A 22,464-nucleotide genomic window follows, 5' to 3' on the forward strand; every position below is an offset into this window, starting at 1 on the left:
ATTCGAAGCCAAATGGCATGGGCCGATGGCCCGGACATTTATGTTTTGGCAACACTCACGGCAGTTTCGAGCGCTTGATCAAGACTATCCGCCACCTGATCCACATCCTCCAGCGACAAACAAAGCGGCGGCACCATCCGCAAGCATTGTTGAAACGGCCCGGACTTAGACAGAATAATTCCCTGTGCACGGCAGGCTTCGAAAACCTCTGTCGTCATGTCCTTGTCGGGCGCTTTGCTGTCCCGGTCTTTCACAAACTCCAGCGCAAGCATAAGGCCTTTCCCGCGGACGTCGCCGATGACGTGATACTTGTCTTTCAGGCCATGCAGCCTTTCCAGCAATGCCGCACCGACAGTGCGGGCGTTTTCTTGTAGTCCCTCGTCCCGCATGACGGCAAGAACGGCCCGGGCTGCCGCAGCCGAGGTTGGGTTGGCACCGTAGGTATGGAACATAAATCTCTCTGCCATGGGTTCGGCGATATGCTTCTTGGCCACAACCGCCCCGATCGGGAAGCCGTTTCCAAGACCCTTGGCCATGACGACGATGTCGGGCACGACGCCGTCCGCTTCGAACCCCCAGAAGTTTTCGCCAGTGCGGCCAAAGCCGGACTGTACTTCATCCGCGATATAGAGACCTCCTGCCGCGCGCACACGTTCGGCTGCGCCGGACATATAGCCGGGGGGCATTTCGATGATACCGCCATAGCCCTGAACACTTTCGACAAAGATGCCTGCGACCTGACCGGATGTCGCTGCGTTTATTGTGTGGCCGATCTCTTCCAGATAGGGCTGGGTGCCCGGTCCAAAGATGCCACGGTACTGGTTGGGTTCAGGTACAAAAGCCACGTTGCCGGGCATGCCCGGATGTCGCCAGCCCGAGATACCGGTAATCGACTGGGCCGCTGCAGTCGGCCCGTGATAGGCCGTCCGCAAGGCAAGCAAGTCCAGATTGCCTGTATAGGTGCGCGCCATGGTCATCGCCAGATCAACCGCCTCGGACCCCGAGTTGGTCAGGTGCACAACCCAGTCATGTCCTTTGGGCATCGTCGCGGCTAATTCTTCGGCCAGATGTGCCGGGGTCGGATGGTAGAACATCGTCGTGCAGTGCGTCAGCTCCTGCGCCTGTGCTGTTGCCGCCGCCACCACGCGCGGATGCGAATGTCCGACTGAGATACATACATTCATGCCCAGCAAGTCAGTGTATTTCCGACCATCCGTATCCCAAAGGTACTGGCCCTGGCCTTTCTTGAACACGATGGGCTCGCGAAACGGGGTAAAGCGCGTCAGCGAGGCAGCATAATACTGGTCCCGCCGCGCGGCGGTGTTCGAGAAGTCCCAGTCGGTGTGAAGGGGGTGGTCGGTCATTTGGAACCTCCGGTTTTCAGGCGTGAGTTTTCGGGGTCAAAGGGGGCTTCGGGCAGGATGGTAGCGGCACGATGCTGGCCAAGGATTGAAATGGTCAGCCCCTCGCGCCCGCTTGGCTCGCGCAAATAGGCCAGGGCCAAAACTTTGCCTGTCCGGTGTCCATATGCGCCCGATGTGGCGATACCCACTGGCGTGCCGCCCTTCCAGATCGTATGCGCGTAGAACGGGTCCACCTCTCCGGCGTCGACCTCAAGCAGCACCATGTCCCAAGGATTGTCCCGGGCCAGATCTTTGCGCAGTTCTTTGCGGACAAAGGGGGTCAGACCAGCCTCAAGCGGGCTGCGTTCGGTCGTCAGGTCGTTGCCCCAGCCGCGATATCCTTTTTCGAGGCGCATGGAGTTTGCTGCATAGGCCCCATAAAATCCAAGGCCATGCGGCATGGCGATCTCTTCAAGCGTCAGGAATAACTGCGCGGCATGTTCTGCAGCCACATGCAGTTCCCAGCCGCATTCGCCCAGATACGACACCCGCAGAGCGCGCAGGGGAAACCCGGCAACATGGGTTTCTTGCGCGGTGAGCCAGGGCATATGGTTCAACTCGGGCAGCACGTCGGTGGATTTGGGGCCCATGACGCCGATAACTGCCAGATCCTTGGTGACGTTTCGAACGGTGACGTCAAAGTCTTTCGCAACCTGTGTCAGAAAATCGTGGTCGATCTGCTCTGCCGCGGCGGCGCTGGTCAGATAGGCGTGATCTTCGGACAGGCGAGTGACCGTGAATTCCGACAGCACGCCGCCCGCAGGGGTCAGTGCATGGGTCAGCCCGATGCGTCCCGGCAGGATCGCGCGGTTTGCCCCCAACGCTCGCAGAAAGGCCGCAACATCCGGGCCAGTGACGTCGAATTTTGAGAATACCGACAGGTCCGCCATGGCGACGCGATTGTGCGCGGCCTCGACCTCTTGCGCCACCGGTTCAAACCAATTGGCACGGCGGAAGGTTTCATCGGCGATTGCTCCGGGCGAGTTTGAGAACCAGTTTGGCCGCTCCCACCCATAAGCCGCGCCCATCACCGCGCCACGTTCGACCATCAGGTCGTGCAGCGGAGACAGGCGCAGTCCTCGCCCCGCTGGGCGTTCCTCATGCGGGTAATGCACACCAAACTGCAGGCCGAAACACTCGACCGCCTTGGCAACCCGATAATTGCGATCCGCCCAAGACCCAAAGCGGCGCGAGTCCACTGCCAGCGCGTCCATCGGTGGCGCGCCGTGTGTCATCCAATGCGCCAGGAACCAACCCGCGCCGCCGCCCTCCATCACCCCCATCGACGAACCGGTCAAAAGCCAGGCATTTTCCAGCCCATGCGCAGGTCCGATCAGTGGATTTGCATCCGGGGTAAAGGTAATGGGTCCGTTGATAACCGATTTCACACCACCTGTTTCCAGCGCCGGAATGCGTTCCATCGCGGCCATGATGATGTGTTCTACACTGTCCAGATCGGGTGGCATCAGGTCAGCGCCAAAATCCGGCGGCACGCCGTCAACGGACCAGACCTTGGCGTCCTTTTCATAAGGTCCAAGGATAAGCCCGTCACGTTCTTGCCGCACATACCAGCTTTCTTCGGGATCGCGGATGATCGGTAGTTCGGGCAGGCCTTCTTTGATCCGGGATGACACGGCCTCAACTGTGTCTGTCACCAGATACTGGTGCAGCACAGGAACGGATGGGATGTTAAGCCCCATCATATGCCCGATTTCCCAACCCCAGGTGCCTGCGGCGTTGACCACGTGGACGGTCTCGATGACCTCTTTCGCGGTCTCGACCCGCCAATGATCCGGGTGGCGTTCAATTGCGGTGACCGGGCAGTTCCGCATGATCCGAGCCCCTCCACGCCGGGCGACTTCGGCCATTGCGTGGGTCGCCAGAGTGGGGTCAACATGGCCATCGTCGGGCTCATAAATCCCGCCGATTAGCCCGTCCAATTTGGCCAGCGGAAACAGCTCGGCGATCCGGTCGGGGGTCAGGACTTCCAGCGGGTAGCCGGTGAATTCGGACAGGCCGGCCACATGGCGGAACTCGTCCATTCGGTCGGGGTTGCGCGTGATCCGCATCGCACCCGAACGGTGAAAGCCGCAATCGCGTCCGGTTTCCTGCGGGAGGATATCCCGATACAGCCGGACAGATGTGGCGCGCAATTCCTGGATGGTGGGATTATGCGCGAAATGGGTGCACAGCCCTGCCGCGTGCCATGTCGATCCATGGGTCAGGTCGTTTTTCTCGACCAGCAGAACATCGGACCAGCCTTCCTTGACCAGATGATACATCAGCGAAACACCCATGGCCCCGCCGCCGATGATTGTAACCTGCGCCTTGATCATGCACGCATCCTTTCGCCTGAGGGATCAAAGGGCGGGCGACGCAAAGGCTGCGCCGGATAATTCTGCCCGGCGACCCGAACCGTGAAGTTTCGTTCGCATGTCTGGACCAGTGTCTCGCCTGGCTGGACCGAGACCATGGCAAAACACAGGTTCAACCCCGTTCGCGGCCCGCGCCCGCCCGAGGTGGTCAACCCAACATGGGCGCCGTCCTCGAACACCGGTTCGTCATGCAGCATCAATGCATTGCCGTGAATGTGCAGAAGGATCAGGCGCTGATGCAGACCACCGGTCTTTTGTTTCTCTAGTGCCGCCTTGCCCTGAAAATCCTTTGACCAGTCGATAGTGAAACTCAGACCGGCTTCAAGTGGCGTAATCTCTGGGCCAAGTTCGTGTCCCCAGTGTTTGAAACCCTTTTCCAGCCGGCAGGCATCCACCGCGTAGTGGCCCAGCGGGCGCGCGCCTTCTTTGTGAAGGGTATCGAACAGCTGAGGGGCCTGAGTATTGGTTACGGTTAACTCCCAGCCCAGCTCTCCGACAAAACTTACGCGTGTGGCACGGCAGTGGATGCCTGCCAGTTCGGCGGTGGCGGCGTAGCCAAATGCCATTTCCGGAAGGTTGCCAAGGCCCTGCAGCAGCGCCCGACTGCTGCCTCCCATCACGCCGATTGTGCAAAATGTTTCGGTTACATCTTCGACAGATACATCGCCCTTCAAATGTCTGCGCAGGAACATCAGATCGCGTGTGCGTGTGGCGGCGCCGGAGGTCACGTGAAACGCATCGTTGCCCAACCGCGTGATGGTCACATCCATTTCGATCCCACCAAGCGCGTTGAGCATCTGGGTATAGACAGCCCGACCGATGGGCACGTCCATCTGCGCGGTTGTCAGACGGTTCAGTGCCGCCAGAGCATCCGGCCCGGTTATGTCCAGCTTGGTAAAGGGGCTCAGGTCAACCAGCGCTGTGCCCTGATTCATAATCGCGGATTCCGCTTCGGCCAGCGGCCACCAAGCCTGATCCGTTGTCGAATAGGGCTGTGCCGGTCCGTAATACAGCCCGCGTTCCCAACCGGCGGTCAGGCCAAAATGTGCTCCGGCCTGAGCCCAGCAATCATGCAGCGTGGATTTGTGCAGACCCCGCCCCGCCTTTGGTTGTTTGTATGGCCAGTGAAGGGCAAAGAGATCGGCAACCGCCTCCTCCATGCGGTCGGCCATGTGTTTGGCTGTGGCTGTTTTGGGATCGACTCGTGCGACGTCGACCTCCCACATGTCCATCGGGGGGTGGCCGTCAACCATCCAGTCCGCCAAAGCCCGTCCGATCCCCGCCGAAGACATCACCCCGACCGAGTTCATTCCTGCCGCTACAAACAACCCATCCACCGATGTCTCCCCGACAAGTGGCCTTGTGTCCGCCGTAAAACTCTCGGGGCCATTCATGAAATGCTGGATGCCGACCGCTTCAAGGCTGGGGCACAACTCTAACGCGGCTTCCATGAAAGAGGCGAAATGGTCCCAATCCTCGGCCATCTCAAGGAAAGGGCGGTCCCCTTCGGGGCCATAGGCGTCCCAGCATTTGGCGTTGGGTTCAAAGCCGCCGATGACCAGCTTGCCGGCATCGCCCTTGATATAGATGCCACGGTCCAGATCCCGGATCACCGGAAACGGGTTGGGCAGACCGGGGATGGGTTCGGTGACCACATACATGTGCTCAACGGCCTGCAATGGCAACGCCACGTCCACACCGGCGGCCAGTTCGCGCGACCATGCCCCGGTGGCAATGACGACCTGGTCGGCGTCCAATTCGGAGCCGTCCGCAAGGGTCACGCCGATGATGCGCCCACCCTCTTTTCGCAATGATTGAACAGCGGTGTTTTCATGTATCGTCACTCCACGATCTCTGGCGCCCTTGGCATAAGCCATGCACAGATCGACGGGGTTCACATTGGCATCTTCGGGTACGCAAAGCGCGCCCACATGGTTACTCAGATCGAGCTGTGGCAAAGGCACGTCCGACGCGTCGACCATGCGCGGGGTCAACCCTAGCACTTGGCCCAGATCGGCGATCCGGCGCAGCTCATCCAAGCGGGCGGGCTCTCGTGCCAGCCAATAGCCGGACGTTCGGCGGTACCCAGTGGACATGCCGGTCTCGGCCTCGAGGGCCGGAAAGACCTCAAGTGCGGCCATCGCCAGCTGGGTCATGTTTGGTGTCGCGCGCAATGGGCCGACAATCCCCGCCGCATGCCATGAGGTGCCCGAGGTCAGCTGGTTTCGTTCCAGAACCGTGACGTCATTCGCCCCACGCTTGGCCAGATGGTAGGCCAGGCTCAGGCCAATAGCGCCACCTCCGATGATCAAGATACGGCTCATCAAAAGTAATCCTGATCTGGTTTCTCGGCCTTGCGCCGCGCGATATAATCTTGCAGTGCCGCGTCAGTATCGGGATCGAGACCGGGGTCTTCGTAAGTTTCAAGCCGCTCTTTCCAGATCGCATTGGCGCGGGCTGCGGCGTCCAGCTCTCCGGCGGCTTGCCATTGCTCGAACGAATTGTCGTCCGGTGTCCAGGGTCGGAATAATGCGGACATGAAATTGGTCTGCGTATGCTCGGACCCCAAAAAATGCTGCCCCGGGCCGGTTGCCGCAATGGCTTCCATAGCCTGCGCGTTCTCGCTCATGTCGATGCCATCGAAGAACCGCCCGATCTTGCCGCACAGATCATGATCCAGGATCGTTTTTTCGAACGACGTCACCAAACCGCCTTCAAGCCAACCGGTGGCGTGGTTGATCAGGTTGGCCCCCGCAAACATCGACATCATCAGGCCCCACGTCGCCTCTTGCTGGCTTTGGGCGTCCGGAATTTTCGATGCGCTGAGCGTGCCGACCGTGTGCAGCGGCACCCCCAGCCTGCGGGCAAGCTGACCAGCGGCGAGAACCATCAACCCGGCTTCGGGCGTGCCAAATGTGGGGGCACCGGATTTCATCGACATGGTCGAGGCAAAACTGCCCATCAGGCAGGGTGAACCGGGGTTTACCAACTGGGTCAGCGTCATCGCTGCCATGGTTTCGGCCAGCACCTGCGCCAATGTCCCGGCGACGGTTGAGGGCGACATGGCCCCGGTCAGAACCCAAGGGGTGCAGGCAACAGGTTGTCCTGCGCGGGCATATGTTTTCAATGCGCCGGACATGTGGCTGTCCATCACCAACGGCGCGTTGGTATTCGAGACGCAATACAGCACGGCGTTTTCCGCCACGAAATCATCACCAAACACGATCCGGGCCATGTCAATCGAGTGGCCTGCTCGTTCCGCTCCGATAAAGGCCCCCATAAAGGCGCGGTCAGAATGGCGTATGTGGGCATAGAGCATGTCGAGATGGCGCTTGTTAGCCGGTAAATCCACCGGTTCGCAAACCACGCCGCCCGAATGGTGCAGCCAGGGCAAGCTGTGATGCAGCTTGACCAGATCGACGAAATCCTGATGCGATGCATAGCGCCGACCCCGGTCCAGATCGTGCACAAAGGGTGGCCCCCAAGCCGGGCACAATACGCTGGCCTCGCCGCCGAGCTGAACGTTATTGGCCGGGTTCCGGGCATGTTGAATGAATTGTTTTGGCGCGGTCGCCATGATCGTATTGCGGCAGAACCCCGGCGCGAACCGCACGCGCGTGCCGTCCACATCACAGCCAGCATCGGCAAAAATGGTCAGAATCTCCGGGTCGTCCTGAAACTCCATTCCGGTTTCGGCAAGAATGGTATCGGCATTGGCCTCGATCTGTTCCAGCCCGGCTTCGCTGAGGACGTTGAAGGTCGAAAGCTTGCGCAGAATATACGGCGCGTGCGCCTCGGGAAGAGTGCGAGGTTCAGCAGCCCTGCGGCGGCGGGATGAACGTGAGCGTGCCATGGCCAAAGCGTTGACCCAGAGCTTGACGAAAACCAAGAAATTTCCAACAGTATAATTGTTATTTATACTAAGGTTGAGCAATGCCCGATCATCGCAAGCTGTCACCAAGCCTGATGCGTTCACTTGAGGTGTTCGTGGCCGTCGCGGAAACAGGTCAAATGCGGGCGGGGGCAAAGCTATTGAACCTGTCACAACCAGCTGCGTCCCAGCACGTCACGGCGTTGGAAAAGGCCTTTGGTACTTTGCTTTTGGACCGCGGTACGCGCCCGGCGCGGCTGACCTATGCAGGCGCGCGTTTGCATGGCAAGGCGCAGAAGATTCTGGATGCACTTTCGGATATGGAAACCGAATTGCGCCATGTCGGCCAGAAGCCTCTGAGCTTGCTGCGGGTTGGAATTCAAGCCTCGATTGCTACGACACTGACGCCCTCTTTGGTCGCGTTTGCGCAGAGGGAATTCAACGTCGAAGATATCACTCTGCATGCGGGTCAAAGCGGCAACCATGAACACCTGCTGCGAACGAAACAAGCGGACCTTGCCATCACATCAAACCCGTTTCTGGATATGGATGGTCTAGAGCGTCACCACGTTCTGACCGAAAGATACCTTCTGGTCCTGCCGGAAACATATGATGGCCCGACAGACAGTCTGGAAGCGATCCAAACGCGACTTCCTCTGGTGCGTTTCGGAGATACAACCAACGCGGGCCGCCAGATTGCGCAGCATCTGCGCCGATTGCGGTTCGAACCCGACAAGGTCATTCAGGCGGACCGGTCGAGTATGGTTACGTCCTGTGTTTCCGCGGGGCAGGGGTTCAGTCTTTTGACGCCGACATTGCTGATTGATGGTTTGGTAGAGAACATGCGATTGCGGTTGAAAGACCTCCCGGTATCGGGCCTTTCGCGCACATTGACCGTTGTCGCCAGAAAGGAAGAGCTTCAGAGTTTTCCGAAAGCGCTTGCTGACATGTCCAGACAGATACTGGTACAGCGCATTACCGGTCATATGGGTGGTATCGGAACCAAAAACGTCGGTTATGATATGGGCTAGCGCACTGCTACGAGTTGAACGGTTTCGAGACCCTCGGACCTAGGTTTGGTCCAAGGTCGATACCTGTTGGTGAACTTCGACGACATTGCCTTCGGGATCGCGAAAGAACACCTGATGCCACTCTTTCGAAAAAGCAGTGCCATAGTCTGAATAGGGAACTTCGTTTTCTTCAAGTATCCTCAAGACTGCGGCAAGATCATCTGTTCGGAACGCAATGTGACCGCGACTTACCGGATTGATGACCTGACTGTTTTTGAATGCGACATCAAAGTCCCGTTCCGCCAGATGCATCTGCATATTGCCTTCCGTCGCAAAGCGGATCTGGCCATCATAGCCGGAACCTTCGGTCGCTTCGGAACGCGGAAAGTTCTGCTGCGGAATATCATCCAATCCCAAGACGTTTGTATAAAAGTCATGCAAACGGTCTACGTCGTCGGCCACGAGGTTGATGTGGTGAAATTCCAGCTTCATTTGGTTCCGTTTTACTTGTTGTCACTTTGGATTTGCGCCGTGGGGATTGCGGGATAGTGCCGACAGAGTTTGTGAACTGCAAGCTGGATTGAACCTTATGAAACCATTGCTCCGAGTGCGCGGTTCCAAAACCAACAAAAAACGCCCGCCAAAAGGCGGACGTTTGAAACTTTAAATCGGTGGAATCCGATTTTAACGGCGGATGCCCAACTTTTTGATCAGGTCCTGGTAACGCGCTTCTTCTTTGCCCTTCAGGTAGTCCAGCAGCTTACGACGCTGGGCGACCATTTTCAGCAGACCGCGACGACCGTGGTTGTCTTTTTTGTGGGTCTTGAAGTGCTCGGTCAGGGTGGTGATGCGCGAGGTCAGGATTGCAACCTGGACTTCAGGCGAACCGGTGTCGCCGTCCTTGGTTGCGAATTCTTTCATGACGCGTGCTTTTTCAGCGGCAGTAATCGACATCGGGGTCTCCTTTAGAAGGTTAGAGTTAATGGCGCAGGCCGGGATGTCGTCCAGCACAGGCCCATGGAGAAAACCGCACCGATTCCGATGCGGATGCGCGCGTATAAGCGGATTTCAGGCAAATGGCAAAGGGATTCTATGGGTTCAACTTAGCGCGCTGAGCTGCGACAGCTCCTGACCGTTGATCAGTTGGATATCATCCAGGGTCAATCCTTCGGCGCCAAGCAATTGGGCGACGTTTTGCCCGTCGACCATTATCCGGGTCACGTTCTCATTTTCGGCGTCGGTTTCAATGAGGACCTCCGGATCCTCCTCGCCCTCCCACGAGATCAAAAGCTTGTCCTGCCCAGGTTCGAAATCCATGACCTTAACGGCATCGTCGTTATCCTCGGGGTTCAGGTGGATGCTGTCAGCGCCTTCGCCTCCGGTCACGATATCACCGCTATGGGCAACAATAGCGTCGTCGCCAGCGCCGCCATTCAGAAAATCCGCGGAGTCTTCGTTTTCGCCATCCTCACCAGTCAGAACATCGTCACCGTCGCCACCAAACAAGACGTCTTCACCTGCGCCACCAGCGAGCACATCGTCGCCGAAACCCCCATGCAGCGCATCCGCGCCCGCACCTCCGGTCAACGTGTCGTTGTTCTGACCGCCATACAGGTCGTCATCCCCATCACCGCCGTCCAGCCTGTCTTCGCCGAAATGGCCAAAAAGCGTGTCGTCGCCATCATCTCCGGACAGGACGTCATCGTCACCTTCGCCATGCAAAACGTCGTCGCCTTCGCCGCCCTGGATCGTATCTCCGCCTTCACCGCCATGCAGGGTGTCATCGCCCATGCCCCCCAGCACAGTGTCGTCGCCGCCGTAGCCGTTGATCTGGTCGTCGCCATCCTGCCCGGTCAGAATGTCTGTTCCTTCACCCCCGGCCACGACCAGATCGCCCTCGAACTCTGAGATGATGGTCCCGGTCGAGGGGTCTTCGGGTTCGTCTATGTTTTCACCAATCTCGAGGAAATTGCCGTCAGAAACCTCCTGTGGTTCATCTTCGATGATCTCATCTTCTTCGCTGTCTTCGTCGGCCTCGAGTATCCCACCCATCGCGTAGGCCGCTCCGCCCATTGCGGCCAGGCTCAGCAATCCGATCAGAAACATGGCAACCCTCCGAGAACGCACTGCTCCGAGGATGAAATATCCCATGCGATCAGTCAGTTGGTCAAAGCCAAGCTGAACTTGTGGTTAACCTTTTGTCACCAGGGTTCGGGTTGTTGGGTATAGGCGATGTAAAGTGGATGTTTGGGATGCCCGTCCTTGGTCAGACCCAGATGAAACAGCGGTTGGCCGGTGCCGCGCAGAAGGGTTTCAACCGCGGGGCCGCGCTCAAGATGTGCGCCATGGGTGCCCCAGGCGGCGATGACCTGATCGGCCCATTGCACGCCATCCAGAATTGCCGCGTCATTCTCGGGACCTACCGGATCGGCGGCGGCGCGCATCTTACGCGGATCGGTGTCACGCCAAGCAAAGATGTTGGTCACCTGAAAAGCGCCGAATCCCAGTGCCCGCGCGCGGCGCTCACAACGCTCCACTGTCGGGTCGTTTTGCACTTCGGTTGCAGTCGACGGATTTAGCATTACGAACAACGCCTTACCTCCGCCTGCGTCCCAGACGCGGGTCAGGCTATAGCGATACTTTTCGCAATCGGAATACACGGCGGTCGAGGGCGCGTCGCCCTTGGTGTGGGAACGAGTGATCATGCCTTCTCGCCTAACACGGGGCTTATTCGACGAACACCCGGCTGGGGTGCAATTCGCCGGATTTGTAGATCCCGACGGCCACAGCTTTGCCGTCGAGCGAGGCCCAGGCCTCGTCGCCGTATTCCACGTCCGAGGCCAGAACCATACCCGGATTGCCGTTGCGCAGGCGGGTGGCGCCCTCGGGTGTGCATTTCAACTCGGGCAGGTCGGCAAGACCGGTTTCCAACGGATGAAGGTATTCGTCCAGCGCGGTGGTCTTGGCCATCTCGTCGATCTGTTCGATGCTCAAGCTGCCTTCGATATCGAATGGGCCGGACCAGATGCGGCGCAGTTCCCGGACGTGACCGTGGCACCCCAGCGCTGCGCCCAGATCGCGAGCGATCGAGCGGACGTAGCCGCCCTTGCCGCAGGTCATTTCCAGCGTCACGTGGTCTTCGTCGGGGCGGTCGACCAAAATCAACTCCTCAACCCATAGCGGACGCGCGGCCAGTTCCACATCCTCGCCATCGCGGGCCAGTTTATAGGCGCGCTGGCCGTCGATTTTCACGGCCGAGAACTTGGGCGGGACCTGCATGATATCACCCAGAAACGGGTTCAGCGCCTGTTTGATGTCCTCATCCGAAGGGCGCGCATCGCTGGTCGCAATCACTTCGCCCTCGGCATCATCGGTATTGGTGGCCTGACCCAGACGCACGGTGAACGTGTAAGCTTTCAAAGCATCGGTGATGTAGGGAACTGTCTTCGTCGCCTCACCCAAAGCCACGGCCAGTACGCCCGTCGCCTCTGGGTCTAACGTACCCGCGTGGCCCGCTTTCTTGGCGTCCATCGCCCAACGCACCTTGTTGACAACCGACGTAGAGGTCATGCCCGCGGGCTTGTCCACCACCAGCCAACCGGAAATGTCGCGACCCTTGCGTTTGCGTCCCATTCTACACCCTGATTCTTGCCGAGGCGCGCGACCTAACGGATCGCTCTGCCGCTGTCAATTTCAGGGCGTATCTTCGACCACACCCACAATCGGGCCAAGGGAAAATCCGACATCTGATCGATTTCCTGCGCGCTCATACATGCGAGAGATATTGCCGTCGAAGAACAGCGCATTTGGGGTTTCCAGCACATCTCGGAACAGGCTGCCGAACTCATGGAAGGTGACATAGTCATCCGAGATCGCGAAAACCGCGAGCGAGCCATCTTCGCTGGTGCCCACGCCGTTGCGGATATAGCGCGAAGTCGAATCGGGTAGAAAGCGTGGGTGCAGCTCTCCATCGATTACCAGCATGGGCCCGGATTGGGTGGCAAAGCGGCACTGAGGCATCTGATCTACATAGTCCAGTGTCTCAAAGACATCGGTGCGGCCTTCGCGGATGCAAAATACTCCGTTCGGCAGCAATCCGAAGTTGCCCGGCCCGGCATTGGGGATGACACGCATCTGTTCCTGACCGCCCTCGACATAATGCCCAACGGGCGAGCGGTCGTCATGATACATGCCCGCGTTCATCGCAAATGCCAGACGCTTGCCATCCCGGGCCAACGTTTCGTTCACCGAAGAAAAGTGACCCAGAACGTCGCCGCTTTCGTCATTCAGAAACAGGCGCAAGTCTTCCGAGGCAGCCACCTCACAAATGGTGTAACGCTTATCCTCATGGGTCACCTTCTCGCAGGTCACCGCCGAGGCCTGCGCAGCCCAGAGAGCCGCGCCCAGCGTGACAAGTGTTCGGATCACTCGTCCAAATCGCGGCGCACCGCGTCCTGTTCGAACATGCGGCGGGTGTCATCCAGCCGGTCGAAGGTATCATCCAGACGGAACCGCAGATCGGGTGAGAATTTCAGGCCGACCTTTTTGCCGACCATGCGTCGCAGCTCGCCCTTGTTGCGGGCCAGCAGTTCGATCACGTCCTCCTGTCCTTTACCACCCAGGGGCAGTACATAGGCAGTGGCGATCTTCAGATCGGGCGAGGTGCGCACCTCACCTACAGTGATCGACATACGGTTCAGGTCGGGGTCGTGGACATCTCCGCGCGCCAGAACTTCGGACAGGGTGCGACGGATCAGTTCGCCGACGCGCAGCTGTCGTTGGGACGGGCCGGGGCCATCGTGGAATTTGTTCTTTGCCATATCCCCGATCTAAGCGCAAAGCTGGGCTTTGCCAAGCGGGCGCGAACCGGGTAGGAGGCTTTGAGCCGACTTTAGAAAGGACCAGCGCAATGACCCATATTACCGGGATCGTCATCACAGGGGCTTCGGGCCGTATGGGGCAGATGCTGATCAAGACAGTGACCGACAGCGATCAGGCGCGTTTGGTTGGTGTTGTTGAGCGGACGGGCCATGACTGGATCGGTCAGGATGTGGGCGAGGCGATGGGCGGTCAGGCACTGGGCGTAAAAGTCACCGACGATCCGCTGGAGGCTTTTGCGCAAGCACAGGCAGTGATCGACTTTACCGCGCCCGAGGCGACACTGGAATTTGCCGCGTTGGCGGCACAGGCCCGTTGTGTGCACGCGATTGGCACCACCGGCATGACCGAAGAACAGATCGCAGCGCTGGAGCCTGCTTCGCGTCACGCCGTAATCGTGCGGGCGGGGAATATGAGCCTCGGCGTCAATCTGCTGGTGCAACTGACCAAAAAGGTCGCCGCTGCGCTGGATGAGGATTTCGACATCGAAGTGATCGAAGGCCACCACCACCACAAGGTCGATGCGCCTTCGGGCACTGCGTTGATGCTGGGCGAGGCGGCCGCTGAAGGGCGCGGCGTGAAACTGGAAGAAGTGTCTGACCGGGGTCGCGACGGCATCACGGGTGCCCGCAAACGCGGCAATATCGGCTTCCACGCCATTCGCGGCGGCGACATCGTAGGCGAACACGACGTCCTATTCGCCGCCCCCGGAGAACGCATCGTCCTACGCCATCTGGCCACCGACCGCGCCATCTTTGCCCGCGGCGCGCTGAAAGCGGCATTGTGGGGGCAGGGCAAAGCGCCTGGTCAGTATGACATGGTGGATGTGCTTGGGTTGTAGAAGTCGCTATTAGATGTACGCGGTTACAAAAACAAAAACGATGAATGCAACGACCCAGAAAAGCGCTGCTGTTACCAGTGAAGCAAACTGTAGCAGCAGCCAGACAAAAATATATCTATTCGGGACAAGACGTATCGCGTTGGGCATATGCTGATCGTTGGTTTTCTCAACCATGAAAAAGTAGTTTGCCGCCCCATAGGCGTTTAGCAAAAAGCCTTTTGCGCGACGGAGGTGTCCCCCTCGCTCTTGTCCAAAACTCGATAAATTCATCTTTGAAGTTAAACACCGGGAAAATCGAAGCGAGAAGAATCGTGGCGGCCCATGAGGAAAGAGCCACGACAACCACGAACCCGAACATGATCAAAAACAGAGTGCCCAAACCGTGTCCCAGTCATCGCCGTAATCTGGCAGTTCTATTCATGAAAGACCGCGAGGCCGGGTGGTTCCGCGCCATCCTGTTGGGCTTTCGTGAACAAGGCACCCAAACGCTGATCCCATGTCGGTAACTGACCTGTCATGGCATAGGTTAGGCGTTCAGCCCCGATAGAGATGCCCAGGGGTGCAACCTCTCCTCCGATGATGATCTCTCCGATCTCGGTCCAGTTGTCGGACGGGGGATAGGCCTTGGGCGCGACTTCTTCCAGATCGCCGACGCGATAATAGACGCCCATTGTCACCAGGTATTCGTCTCCAAACGGATCGGGGAAGAAAAAGCCCGAGGCATCGCGGGCGGCCAACGCCTCGGCCTCATCACGCAGCAGGACCTTTTCTGCAAAAGGCAAATTCATCTCATCCAAAACCGGGCGCATGTCAGCTGCTTGCGGAACACTGACGAAGGCCGTGCGGGCCGGGTCGAGCCCGAATTCTTCTGTCAAAAGACGCAACATCAGCTGCGTTGTGTCCCGGCCGCTGGCCGCTCCGCCGGGGTGGCAGCCGACCTCGTGAAACAGTGGCAGGACGTCGGGACGCGCTTTTTCGTCAACATCGCCAACTCGGGCCAGAGGTTGGATGATGAACTGATCTGTCGGCAATGAGTTCTGATCGAAATCGTGCCGCAGCCCGCCGTTATAGTCATTATTCCCCGTAGCAATCGACAGAGGTTGCGTCTCGGAAAACCCGAGGTTGGAAAAAGCGGCTTTCAGGCGATCCAGCGTGTCCGCAAATTGCGCTTCGAACGCATCGTTCTGACCGGTCGCTCCTATGGCAAATCGCGGCAGAACCGTTCCCACCGCAGCTGCCGTTCCCAGTTGGACAACCTTCCGCCTGTTCAATCCCATCGGACGCCTCCTTTGCAACCATGTGCTTAAAGTATCGCAGAAGTTCGGCGCAAAGGTTAAGGAAATCTAAAAACCGCACCACACGGTGGCAGCGTTGACCTACAGGTCCCTTATTCTGTCTGCACGCAACGGACAGGCGAGATACACGCCGAACTCTTGGCCGATATCCGCGCTGACGCGGGCGTGCACCCGGCCCTGCCGGTCGAGGAATCGCTGATTGTCTTCGACGGGGAAAATCCCCTCGTGCCAGATGCCGGGGTGGATATAGAGGCCGCGCGTTCCATCGCACCAGAACGCGACCACCTTATCCGGTGTCAGGTTGTCGCCAGGCAAGGCAACCGGGACGATGAACGGCTTGTTATCCAGCGGCCAAAACATCTGCCCACCATCCGGATGATAGTTCATGTGCCACAGCAGCACCTGATCACGAGGTGCGGTTTGCCGGTCGGTCTGCGCTTGTTGCGGATCAGCGGACCAGCCGAGCACATAGTGGCCCTTGACCGCTTCGTTCTCACCATAAAGCACATCGCCCTGCCAATCGCATTTGAATGTGCCTTCTACCCAACCCGCTTCGTCGCCAGTGCCTTGGTCAATCGGACGCCAGCCCTGTTGGGGCCAGCGCACGATTTCAATCTCAAACGTATCGGGGTCATCGACCAGACAGCCATAACCCTTAACGGATTCGTAGGTGGCGCGGATCAGCGGAACCTCGTGCCACGGTAGCGACGGTTTCGAACTGGCCTCAAAGATGTACTCCGGCGCGCTCATGCTGCACCCAGATGCCTGTCGACCATGCGCTGTACCATCGGCGCAAAATGATTGAAGTCCGGGGTTTCCATGTCCGCGCGCTTGCCTGCCTCATCCAGATAGCGCACCTGAATGATCTCTTTCAGGTTTGGGTTGGCCTCGAATTCTGCGACTTCCTCGGCACTCATTGGCCCGCCCTGTAGCTGCAGCGTGTGGACCGAAGCCGCAGACAGGCGGTTGAAGTATTCGGGTTTGGTGGCGCAGAGATACCGCTTGGCCGCCACGTGATAGCGGCAACAATCCGTGATGACCGAGGGGAAGAACTGTTCCAGTACTTCCGCGCCCGCGTCCTCGTGATGGCGATCTTCGGTGTCGTCGGGGTGGTAGGTGCCGAACTCGGACGTGAAATGGCCAATATCGTGTAGCAGGGCACCGACGATGATTTCTTCTGGTTGGCCGTTCTGTTCAGCAATGGTGGCACCTTGCAGCATGTGTTCGGCCATCGTGACGGGTTCGCCAAGGTATTCTTCGCCGCCGCGACGGTCGAAGATATCGCCGATGAAGGCCACAATGTTATCGCGGCTTAGGGTCGAGAAATCGGGTTTCATTCTGCTGCCTCCGGCTGGGCCATTTCCATCGCGGCCAGAGTGGACAGCAACCCGTCCTTGTCGGCATAGCAGCCTTGTAACCAGCGTGAACCCGCGCCGGAATATCCCAGACGGGCATGCAGAACGCGGGTGTTATCGACGATGAAGCTTTCGCCCGGTTCCAGCTTGAACGACACGCCCATTGCCGGATCGTCGATGATCTCGCCCAACTCGCGATAAGCGGCGTAATAGGCTTCCATCTGGTCGAAGGGGATGTCTACGAATGGAGCGGATGAACGGTTATTGAAGCGGATACCGACCAGCTCACCATCCGGCGACAGTTCGATCATCGGGCGGCGCGAACGCAGGCAGACACCGTCGGAGCCTTTGTATTCAAAGCGGGCAGGATAGCCAGCCAGCAAAGCAAAGCCTTCAGGGTTCTGTTCGCGCAGCTTTTCAGCGGCGCGGAAGCCGTCAACCACGATGGAATCACCACCCTCGGCACTGTTTTCCAGGCAATACAGAATTTGCAGCGTCGGAACCGGATCGCGATAGGGGTTGTCCGTGTGCGCCTGCAAACCAAGGCCGGTATAGGCGAGGTTGGTCGGGTTCACCTCGGTCCGAACCTCGAAATAGGGGCCGTAGTTGGTTTGGCGGACGTAGCCGAACAGATCAGCGACTTTCAGCAGGGATTCCGGTTCGGTCGGGCCGCCGGTCAGCTTGGCAAAGCCGTACTCAGCGACTGCCGCCAGCCAGTCACGCTTGGCAGCGGGATTGGCGTGAACTTCATCCCAATCGGCGCTTGGGGCTTCGATGCCGCGTTCCCAGGTGGTGATACCAGGGGCTGTCCGCCCAGTGGGCAAGCCGTGATCGCGGTCATAGCTGTTCTCGGCCAGCCAATCGGCGGGGAAGATGACTGTCTTATCCTCGGGTTGGAAGGTGACAGTCAGATCGCCATTACTGACCTCAGCAGCGCTGACCGAAATGTCTGAGGGGATATCACCAATGGTGATCAGACGTTGGCCATTGCCGGGCGAGCGGGTCTCAGAATCCAGCGCGTTGTCGCGCAGCCAGATGGCATGAAAGCGAGCCTTTGTGCCGGTGTCGAATTCAACGGTCACAACCGAGGCGTCATGGGTGGCAGAGCGCAGCATGGGGGTCTCCTGTTCAGCGCGGGCTTTGGTTGAGGAGATACGCCTCTTATGGCATTACGACAATTAATCCTTCTTTCTGCTGAGGCTTGGAAAAACTTATGGCTAAGGAAAAGATCGGTTTGCCGCCTTTGGACTGGCTACGCGTTTTTGAAGCGGCTGGGCGTCTGGGCGGATTTTCGGCGGCGGCACGGGAATTTGGCCTGACGCAGGCTGCAGTCAGTCAGCGGATCGGCAATCTTGAGGCCTGGTTGGGGCGGACGTTATTTGTGCGTGAGGCGCGGGGCGTGTCGCTGACTGTCGAAGGCGAAAGCTATCTGCCGCTGGTGCAGGACAGCCTACAAGCCCTTGAACGGAACACTGAGGATCTGTTCGGAAAATCCCCGCGCGAATTGCGCGTGGCCGGGTTGTCGTCGCACATCCATGCGCTTGTAGTGCCCAGCCTTGCCCGATTTCATGAGAGGCAGCCGAAGGTGCGTATACTTACGGATTCTGTGGCGCGGCGGTCCTCTCTTGATGAAGAACGAACGTGGCTGCAAATCCGTTACGGGCGCGGCGTGTGGCCTGGACGGGATGCGGAATTGATAGCAGCCGAGGTGCTGGTGCCGATGGCTGCTCCGGGCGTGGTGTGGCGCGCGCCATTGATTGATCTGCGAGGAGAACGGCCGGGTTGGCGGGATTGGGCGCAGAAAGCGGATCAGGGTGATGTGACACCGTCGAACATCAGCTTCGACTCAATGGAGCATGCACTTACCGCGGCGCGTCAGGGCTTGGGCGTGGCGTTGGGGTCGGTGCCACTGGCCAAGGCGGATCTGCAGACAGGGCGGCTGCGCAGACTGAACCTGCCAGAGCTGAAAACAAAGGATGGGTATTGGCTGACATGGCCCGAAGAGCGAGCAAAATCGAAAAAACAGCGTGCTCTGATCGCGGATTTTCTGGAAGCTTTGCGAGGATGAGCGATCAGAAATCGATCGCGATGCCCTTCTTTTCCCAATCGCCATAGCGGGCAGGGTCGGGGCCATCACGACCGCCAAGTTCTTTGGGCGACTTTTTCGCTTGGGCGTCCGCCTTTTTGCGACGCTCTTCGGCTTCGGCCAAGGCGCGCTGGGCGGCGGGCGGCAGGTCTTTGCGGTCGTCACTCATGACATCGGGTTCCTTTCCGTGCATGGGCTTGATATACGCGCGCGTCCGCCCTTGGCAATGCGGGCGAGGATTTATTCAAAGGCGATTCCATGTCCGACAACGCAACAGCGGCCCGACGCAGCGCGATCTTTCTGCTGGATCAGATACTTGGCGAAGGGCGGTTGCTGTCCGAATGTCTGGCTGCGGGCGCGCTGGAACGGCTGGGGCCAGAGGATCGCGCACGGGCGCAACGCCTGACACTGGAAACCTTGCGCGGGCTGGAACGAGCGGATCGTCTGTTGGACAACCACCTGCACCGCACCCCTGCTTTGACCGTTCACAACGCCCTGCGCCTTGGAGCGGTTGAGCTGTGCAACGGCGAAGCCGCGCATGGGGTCGTGAACTCCATGGTCGAGATCGTCGGACGCTCGCGCAAGCACGGGCGCCTGAAAGGTCTGGTGAATGCCGTGCTGCGCAAAGTAGCCGCCGAAGGACCGGAAGCATGGCCAAGAATGCGCGTGCCGCGTTTGCCTGAATGGCTGCGTGATCCGCTGATCATGGCATGGGGCGAGGACGCGATCACGGGAATGGAAGCGGCACATTTCGACGGCGCATCGCTGGACCTTACTGTCAAGCCGGGTGCCAGCGGACCGGGAGGAGCGCTGCCAACAGGTTCGATGCGGCTGCACGATGCCGGTCAGGTCACGGCTCTGCCGGGATATGACAAAGGTGATTGGTGGGTGCAGGACGCGGCAGCGGCCATACCCGTCCGCATTCTTGCGCCGAAATCGGGTGAAAAGATCCTCGACCTTTGCGCGGCACCCGGGGGAAAGACGCTGCAATTGGCAGCTGCGGGGGCCGATGTTACGGCGCTCGATATCTCGGAGTCGCGTTTGGCGCGCGTTCGCGACAACCTCAAACGCACCGGACTGAAGGCTACTGTTGTCGCTGGCGACGCGCTTGAACATCATGGGCTGTATGACGCCATCCTGCTGGACGCACCATGTTCGGCGACGGGCACCATCCGTCGGCATCCGGATCTGCCCTTTGCCAAGGACGGATCTGAGTTTGGTGAACTGATCGAGCTGCAGAGCCGGATGCTGGCCCATGCCTGGAGCTTGCTGAAACCCGGCGGGCGGCTGGTTTACTGCACCTGTTCGTTGTTGCCGGATGAGGGCGAGGTGCAGGTCGAAGAAGCTCTGGACCAATATCCGGACATGGCAGTCGATCGCGCTGCGTTGACCATTGCCGGAATTGAGCTTGACTGGATTACCGAAGAAGGCGGTCTGCGCCTGCGGCCCGATTTCTGGCCAGATCGCGGTGGAATGGACGGGTTCTATATCGCGCGCCTGAACAAATCGACGAAGTAAGACGCTTTTCGATGACTTGACGATCGCCCCGGTCTATCGTTGGGTCTCAGGCGCCAGCAGAGCGCAAGGGGCAGAGTAACGAGCGTCATGTCAAAGACAGATACCATGACCAATCGGTGGACACGGTTTCAGAACCGTCTCTATGCACGGCTCAGTCAGCGGCAAAAAGCGGTCTCGGGGTTTGTTGGCGAGCCTGAACCACGCACAGTAGGCTCGTTTGCGCGCGGGCGTCAGCTGGTCGCGGGTAATCTGCTGTTCGCAGGCTATCTGGTTGAGGCGCAGGATACCGAGTTGTGGGACGTGGCCGCGCCCAGCACCGGGTTCGACAATGAACGCCACGGGTTTGCCTGGCTGGACGATTTGGCGGCTGTTGGCGATATGCGCGCGCGCGAAAAGGCCCAGCGGTGGGTCTGGGGTTGGATTAATGCGCATGGTCGCGGTCAGGGGCCGGGCTGGGCGCCGGATTTGACCGGGCGGCGCGTAATACGCTGGATCAACCATGCGATATTCCTGTTGCGCGGCGCAGATGAACACCAAAGCAGAATGTTTTTTCGCTCGTTGGCCCAACAGACATGGTTTCTGTCCAAGCGTTGGAAAGCGGCGACCCCGGGTCTTCCCCGGTTCGAGGCGCTTGCCGGGCTGGTGCAGGCCGGTTTGGCGTTGGAGGGGTTGGAGCAAATGGCCGATCCAGCCCTTCGTGCCTTGGCGCGCGAGTGTGACAGTCAAGTCGACGAACAAGGCGGTATCCCGACCCGCAATCCCGAAGAATTACTTGAAGTCTTTATGCTGCTTTCATGGACTTCAGCCGCGCTGGGCGAGTTGGGGCGAGGCACGCCCGGAGCGCAGGCAAACGCCATCAAGCGCATGGCCCCTACTTTGCGCAGCTTGCGCCATGCAGACGGGGCTTTGGCCCGGTTTCACGGCGGTGGGCGCGGTGTCGAAGGGCGTCTGGATCAGGCATTGGCGCAAAGTGGGGTGCGGCCACATCATGCGGCGGGACTGTCCATGGGGTTTGCCCGGCTTTACGCGGCCAGAACCAGTGTGATCGTGGATGCCAGCCGCCCACCCAAGGGGGCGGCGTCGTACAATGCCCATGCGTCTACTCTGGCATTTGAACTCACGTCGGGCCGCAGGCCGCTGGTGGTTAACTGCGGCTCGGGCGAAAGCTTTGGGATGGAGTGGCGGCGTGCGGGTCGGGCGACACCGTCTCATTCGACGCTGTGCCTTGACGGGTATTCAAGCGCTCGGTTGGCACCTCCGACGCCGGGTTCTGAGCGCGAAGCACTTGTGGACGCGCCGCAGGAGGTTCCCATTGATTTCGAGGACGCCTTTGAAGGCATGCGATTTATGGCCGGGCATGACGGCTACACCAAGGTCTTCGGTCTAACCCATGCGCGTACCTTTGAGTTGCGGTTTGATGGGCGTGAACTGGCCTGCGAGGACATTCTGCTGACGGCCACTGACAAGGCGAAACGGCAATTTGACAAGGCGATGGATGCCTCGGGCCTTAAAGGCATCGGTTTTGATATTCGGTTTCACCTGCATCCGGACGTGGACGCGGCGCTGGATTTGGGCGGCGCGGCGGTGTCGATGGCGCTCAAAAGCGGTGAGATCTGGGTTTTCCGCCACGATGGCGTGGGAAAATTGTCTGTTGAACCAAGCGTTTATCTGGAAAAAGGCCGTTTAAAGCCACGCGCGACAAAACAGATCGTTCTATCCGGGCGCGCAATGGAGTATGCGACGCGCATCCGGTGGACGCTGAGCAAGGCACAGGATACTGCCTATGCCGTGCGCGATCTGCACCGGGACGAGCCCGAGTTTGACTGACGCCA

Annotated in this window: 21 protein-coding genes; 5 read left to right on the forward strand and 16 right to left on the reverse strand. The window is 59.2% G+C overall.

Annotated elements, in window-relative coordinates; translation table 11 throughout:
- Positions 1-38: 38 nt before the first annotated feature.
- From GOW16_RS05980 to GOW16_RS05995, 4 genes are read right to left on the reverse strand one after another with little or no spacing between them, the layout of a single operon-like run.
- On the reverse strand, positions 39-1,364 hold the full coding sequence (locus tag GOW16_RS05980; protein WP_170411754.1) for an aspartate aminotransferase family protein: 1,326 nt from the start codon (positions 1,362-1,364) through the stop codon (positions 39-41).
- A complete protein-coding gene (locus tag GOW16_RS05985; RefSeq protein WP_170411757.1) occupies positions 1,361-3,739 on the reverse strand; it encodes a GcvT family protein in 2,379 nt (792 codons plus the stop codon). The genes GOW16_RS05980 and GOW16_RS05985 overlap by 4 nt, the downstream gene beginning before the upstream one ends.
- On the reverse strand, positions 3,736-6,102 hold the full coding sequence (locus tag GOW16_RS05990) for a GcvT family protein (RefSeq protein ID WP_170411760.1): 2,367 nt from the start codon (positions 6,100-6,102) through the stop codon (positions 3,736-3,738). Before GOW16_RS05990 ends, GOW16_RS05985 begins: the two co-directional genes overlap by 4 nt.
- Positions 6,102-7,631, reverse strand: coding sequence for a trimethylamine methyltransferase family protein (locus tag GOW16_RS05995; RefSeq protein WP_170411763.1), 1,530 nt, complete (start codon positions 7,629-7,631; stop codon positions 6,102-6,104). The genes GOW16_RS05990 and GOW16_RS05995 overlap by 1 nt, the downstream gene beginning before the upstream one ends.
- A gap of 80 nt (positions 7,632-7,711) precedes the next feature.
- On the opposite strand from GOW16_RS05995, the gene GOW16_RS06000 reads away from it, so the two are divergent.
- Entirely contained in the window at positions 7,712-8,680 is a 969-nt protein-coding gene (locus GOW16_RS06000; protein ID WP_254429694.1) for a LysR family transcriptional regulator, read from the forward strand.
- A gap of 39 nt (positions 8,681-8,719) precedes the next feature.
- Here the strand turns inward: GOW16_RS06000 and GOW16_RS06005 are convergent, their stop codons facing one another.
- The 7 genes from GOW16_RS06005 to rbfA form a co-directional block, all read right to left on the reverse strand.
- The gene (locus GOW16_RS06005; RefSeq protein WP_170411766.1) at positions 8,720-9,151 is read right to left on the reverse strand and encodes a VOC family protein; all 432 of its coding nucleotides are present in this window, start codon (positions 9,149-9,151) and stop codon (positions 8,720-8,722) included.
- A gap of 192 nt (positions 9,152-9,343) precedes the next feature.
- A complete protein-coding gene (gene rpsO / locus GOW16_RS06010; protein ID WP_008757925.1) occupies positions 9,344-9,613 on the reverse strand; it encodes a 30S ribosomal protein S15 in 270 nt (89 codons plus the stop codon).
- Positions 9,614-9,757: 144 nt separating this feature from the next.
- The gene (locus tag GOW16_RS06015) at positions 9,758-10,765 is read right to left on the reverse strand and encodes a calcium-binding protein (protein ID WP_170411769.1); all 1,008 of its coding nucleotides are present in this window, start codon (positions 10,763-10,765) and stop codon (positions 9,758-9,760) included.
- 95 nt (positions 10,766-10,860) lie between these two features.
- A complete protein-coding gene (locus GOW16_RS06020) occupies positions 10,861-11,364 on the reverse strand; it encodes a DUF1643 domain-containing protein (protein WP_170411772.1) in 504 nt (167 codons plus the stop codon).
- A gap of 22 nt (positions 11,365-11,386) precedes the next feature.
- Positions 11,387-12,292 carry a tRNA pseudouridine(55) synthase TruB gene (gene truB / locus GOW16_RS06025; protein WP_170411775.1) on the reverse strand — a complete coding sequence of 302 codons (906 nt, stop codon included), beginning with the start codon at positions 12,290-12,292 and terminating at the stop codon, positions 11,387-11,389.
- A 60-nt stretch (positions 12,293-12,352) separates the two neighbouring features.
- Entirely contained in the window at positions 12,353-13,087 is a 735-nt protein-coding gene (locus GOW16_RS06030) for a phosphodiester glycosidase family protein (protein ID WP_170411778.1), read from the reverse strand.
- Complete coding sequence (gene rbfA, locus GOW16_RS06035; protein WP_010438628.1) at positions 13,084-13,479, reverse strand: 30S ribosome-binding factor RbfA; 396 nt, start codon at positions 13,477-13,479, stop codon at positions 13,084-13,086. The genes GOW16_RS06030 and rbfA overlap by 4 nt, the downstream gene beginning before the upstream one ends.
- Before the next feature lie 89 nt (positions 13,480-13,568).
- On the opposite strand from rbfA, the gene dapB reads away from it, so the two are divergent.
- Positions 13,569-14,378: a 4-hydroxy-tetrahydrodipicolinate reductase gene (gene dapB, locus GOW16_RS06040; RefSeq protein WP_170411781.1), complete on the forward strand. Its 810-nt coding sequence runs from the start codon at positions 13,569-13,571 to the stop codon at positions 14,376-14,378.
- Positions 14,379-14,791: 413 nt separating this feature from the next.
- On the opposite strand, the gene GOW16_RS06045 is transcribed toward dapB, so the two are convergent.
- The 4 genes from GOW16_RS06045 to tmpA form a co-directional block, all read right to left on the reverse strand.
- Positions 14,792-15,655 (reverse strand): hypothetical protein, encoded by an 864-nt coding sequence (locus GOW16_RS06045; RefSeq protein WP_170411784.1) that lies wholly within the window; start codon positions 15,653-15,655, stop codon positions 14,792-14,794.
- A gap of 99 nt (positions 15,656-15,754) precedes the next feature.
- Complete coding sequence (locus GOW16_RS06050; protein WP_170411787.1) at positions 15,755-16,423, reverse strand: ureidoglycolate lyase; 669 nt, start codon at positions 16,421-16,423, stop codon at positions 15,755-15,757.
- Positions 16,420-17,010, reverse strand: a complete 591-nt coding sequence (tmpB, locus tag GOW16_RS06055; RefSeq protein WP_170411790.1) for a (R)-1-hydroxy-2-trimethylaminoethylphosphonate oxygenase — start codon at positions 17,008-17,010, stop codon at positions 16,420-16,422. The genes GOW16_RS06050 and tmpB overlap by 4 nt, the downstream gene beginning before the upstream one ends.
- Positions 17,007-18,143: a 2-trimethylaminoethylphosphonate dioxygenase gene (gene tmpA / locus GOW16_RS06060; RefSeq protein WP_170411793.1), complete on the reverse strand. Its 1,137-nt coding sequence runs from the start codon at positions 18,141-18,143 to the stop codon at positions 17,007-17,009. The genes tmpB and tmpA overlap by 4 nt, the downstream gene beginning before the upstream one ends.
- 98 nt (positions 18,144-18,241) lie before the next feature.
- Between tmpA and GOW16_RS06065 the strand changes: the two genes are divergently transcribed.
- Positions 18,242-19,096 carry a LysR family transcriptional regulator gene (locus GOW16_RS06065; protein WP_170411796.1) on the forward strand — a complete coding sequence of 285 codons (855 nt, stop codon included), beginning with the start codon at positions 18,242-18,244 and terminating at the stop codon, positions 19,094-19,096.
- 4 nt (positions 19,097-19,100) lie between these two features.
- Here the strand turns inward: GOW16_RS06065 and GOW16_RS06070 are convergent, their stop codons facing one another.
- Positions 19,101-19,283, reverse strand: a complete 183-nt coding sequence (locus GOW16_RS06070; protein WP_170411799.1) for a DUF1674 domain-containing protein — start codon at positions 19,281-19,283, stop codon at positions 19,101-19,103.
- Between the two features lie 89 nt (positions 19,284-19,372).
- Here GOW16_RS06070 and GOW16_RS06075 point away from each other — a divergent pair, with 89 nt between their 5' ends.
- Both GOW16_RS06075 and GOW16_RS06080 read left to right on the forward strand, forming a co-directional pair.
- Positions 19,373-20,632, forward strand: a complete 1,260-nt coding sequence (locus GOW16_RS06075) for an RsmB/NOP family class I SAM-dependent RNA methyltransferase (RefSeq protein ID WP_170411802.1) — start codon at positions 19,373-19,375, stop codon at positions 20,630-20,632.
- Between the two features lie 87 nt (positions 20,633-20,719).
- Positions 20,720-22,459 carry a heparinase II/III family protein gene (locus tag GOW16_RS06080; RefSeq protein WP_170411805.1) on the forward strand — a complete coding sequence of 580 codons (1,740 nt, stop codon included), beginning with the start codon at positions 20,720-20,722 and terminating at the stop codon, positions 22,457-22,459.
- The last annotated feature ends 5 nt before the right edge of the window (positions 22,460-22,464 follow it).

This window comes from Ruegeria atlantica, assembly GCF_013033965.1.
Classification (GTDB): Bacteria; Pseudomonadota; Alphaproteobacteria; order Rhodobacterales; family Rhodobacteraceae; genus Ruegeria; species Ruegeria atlantica_D.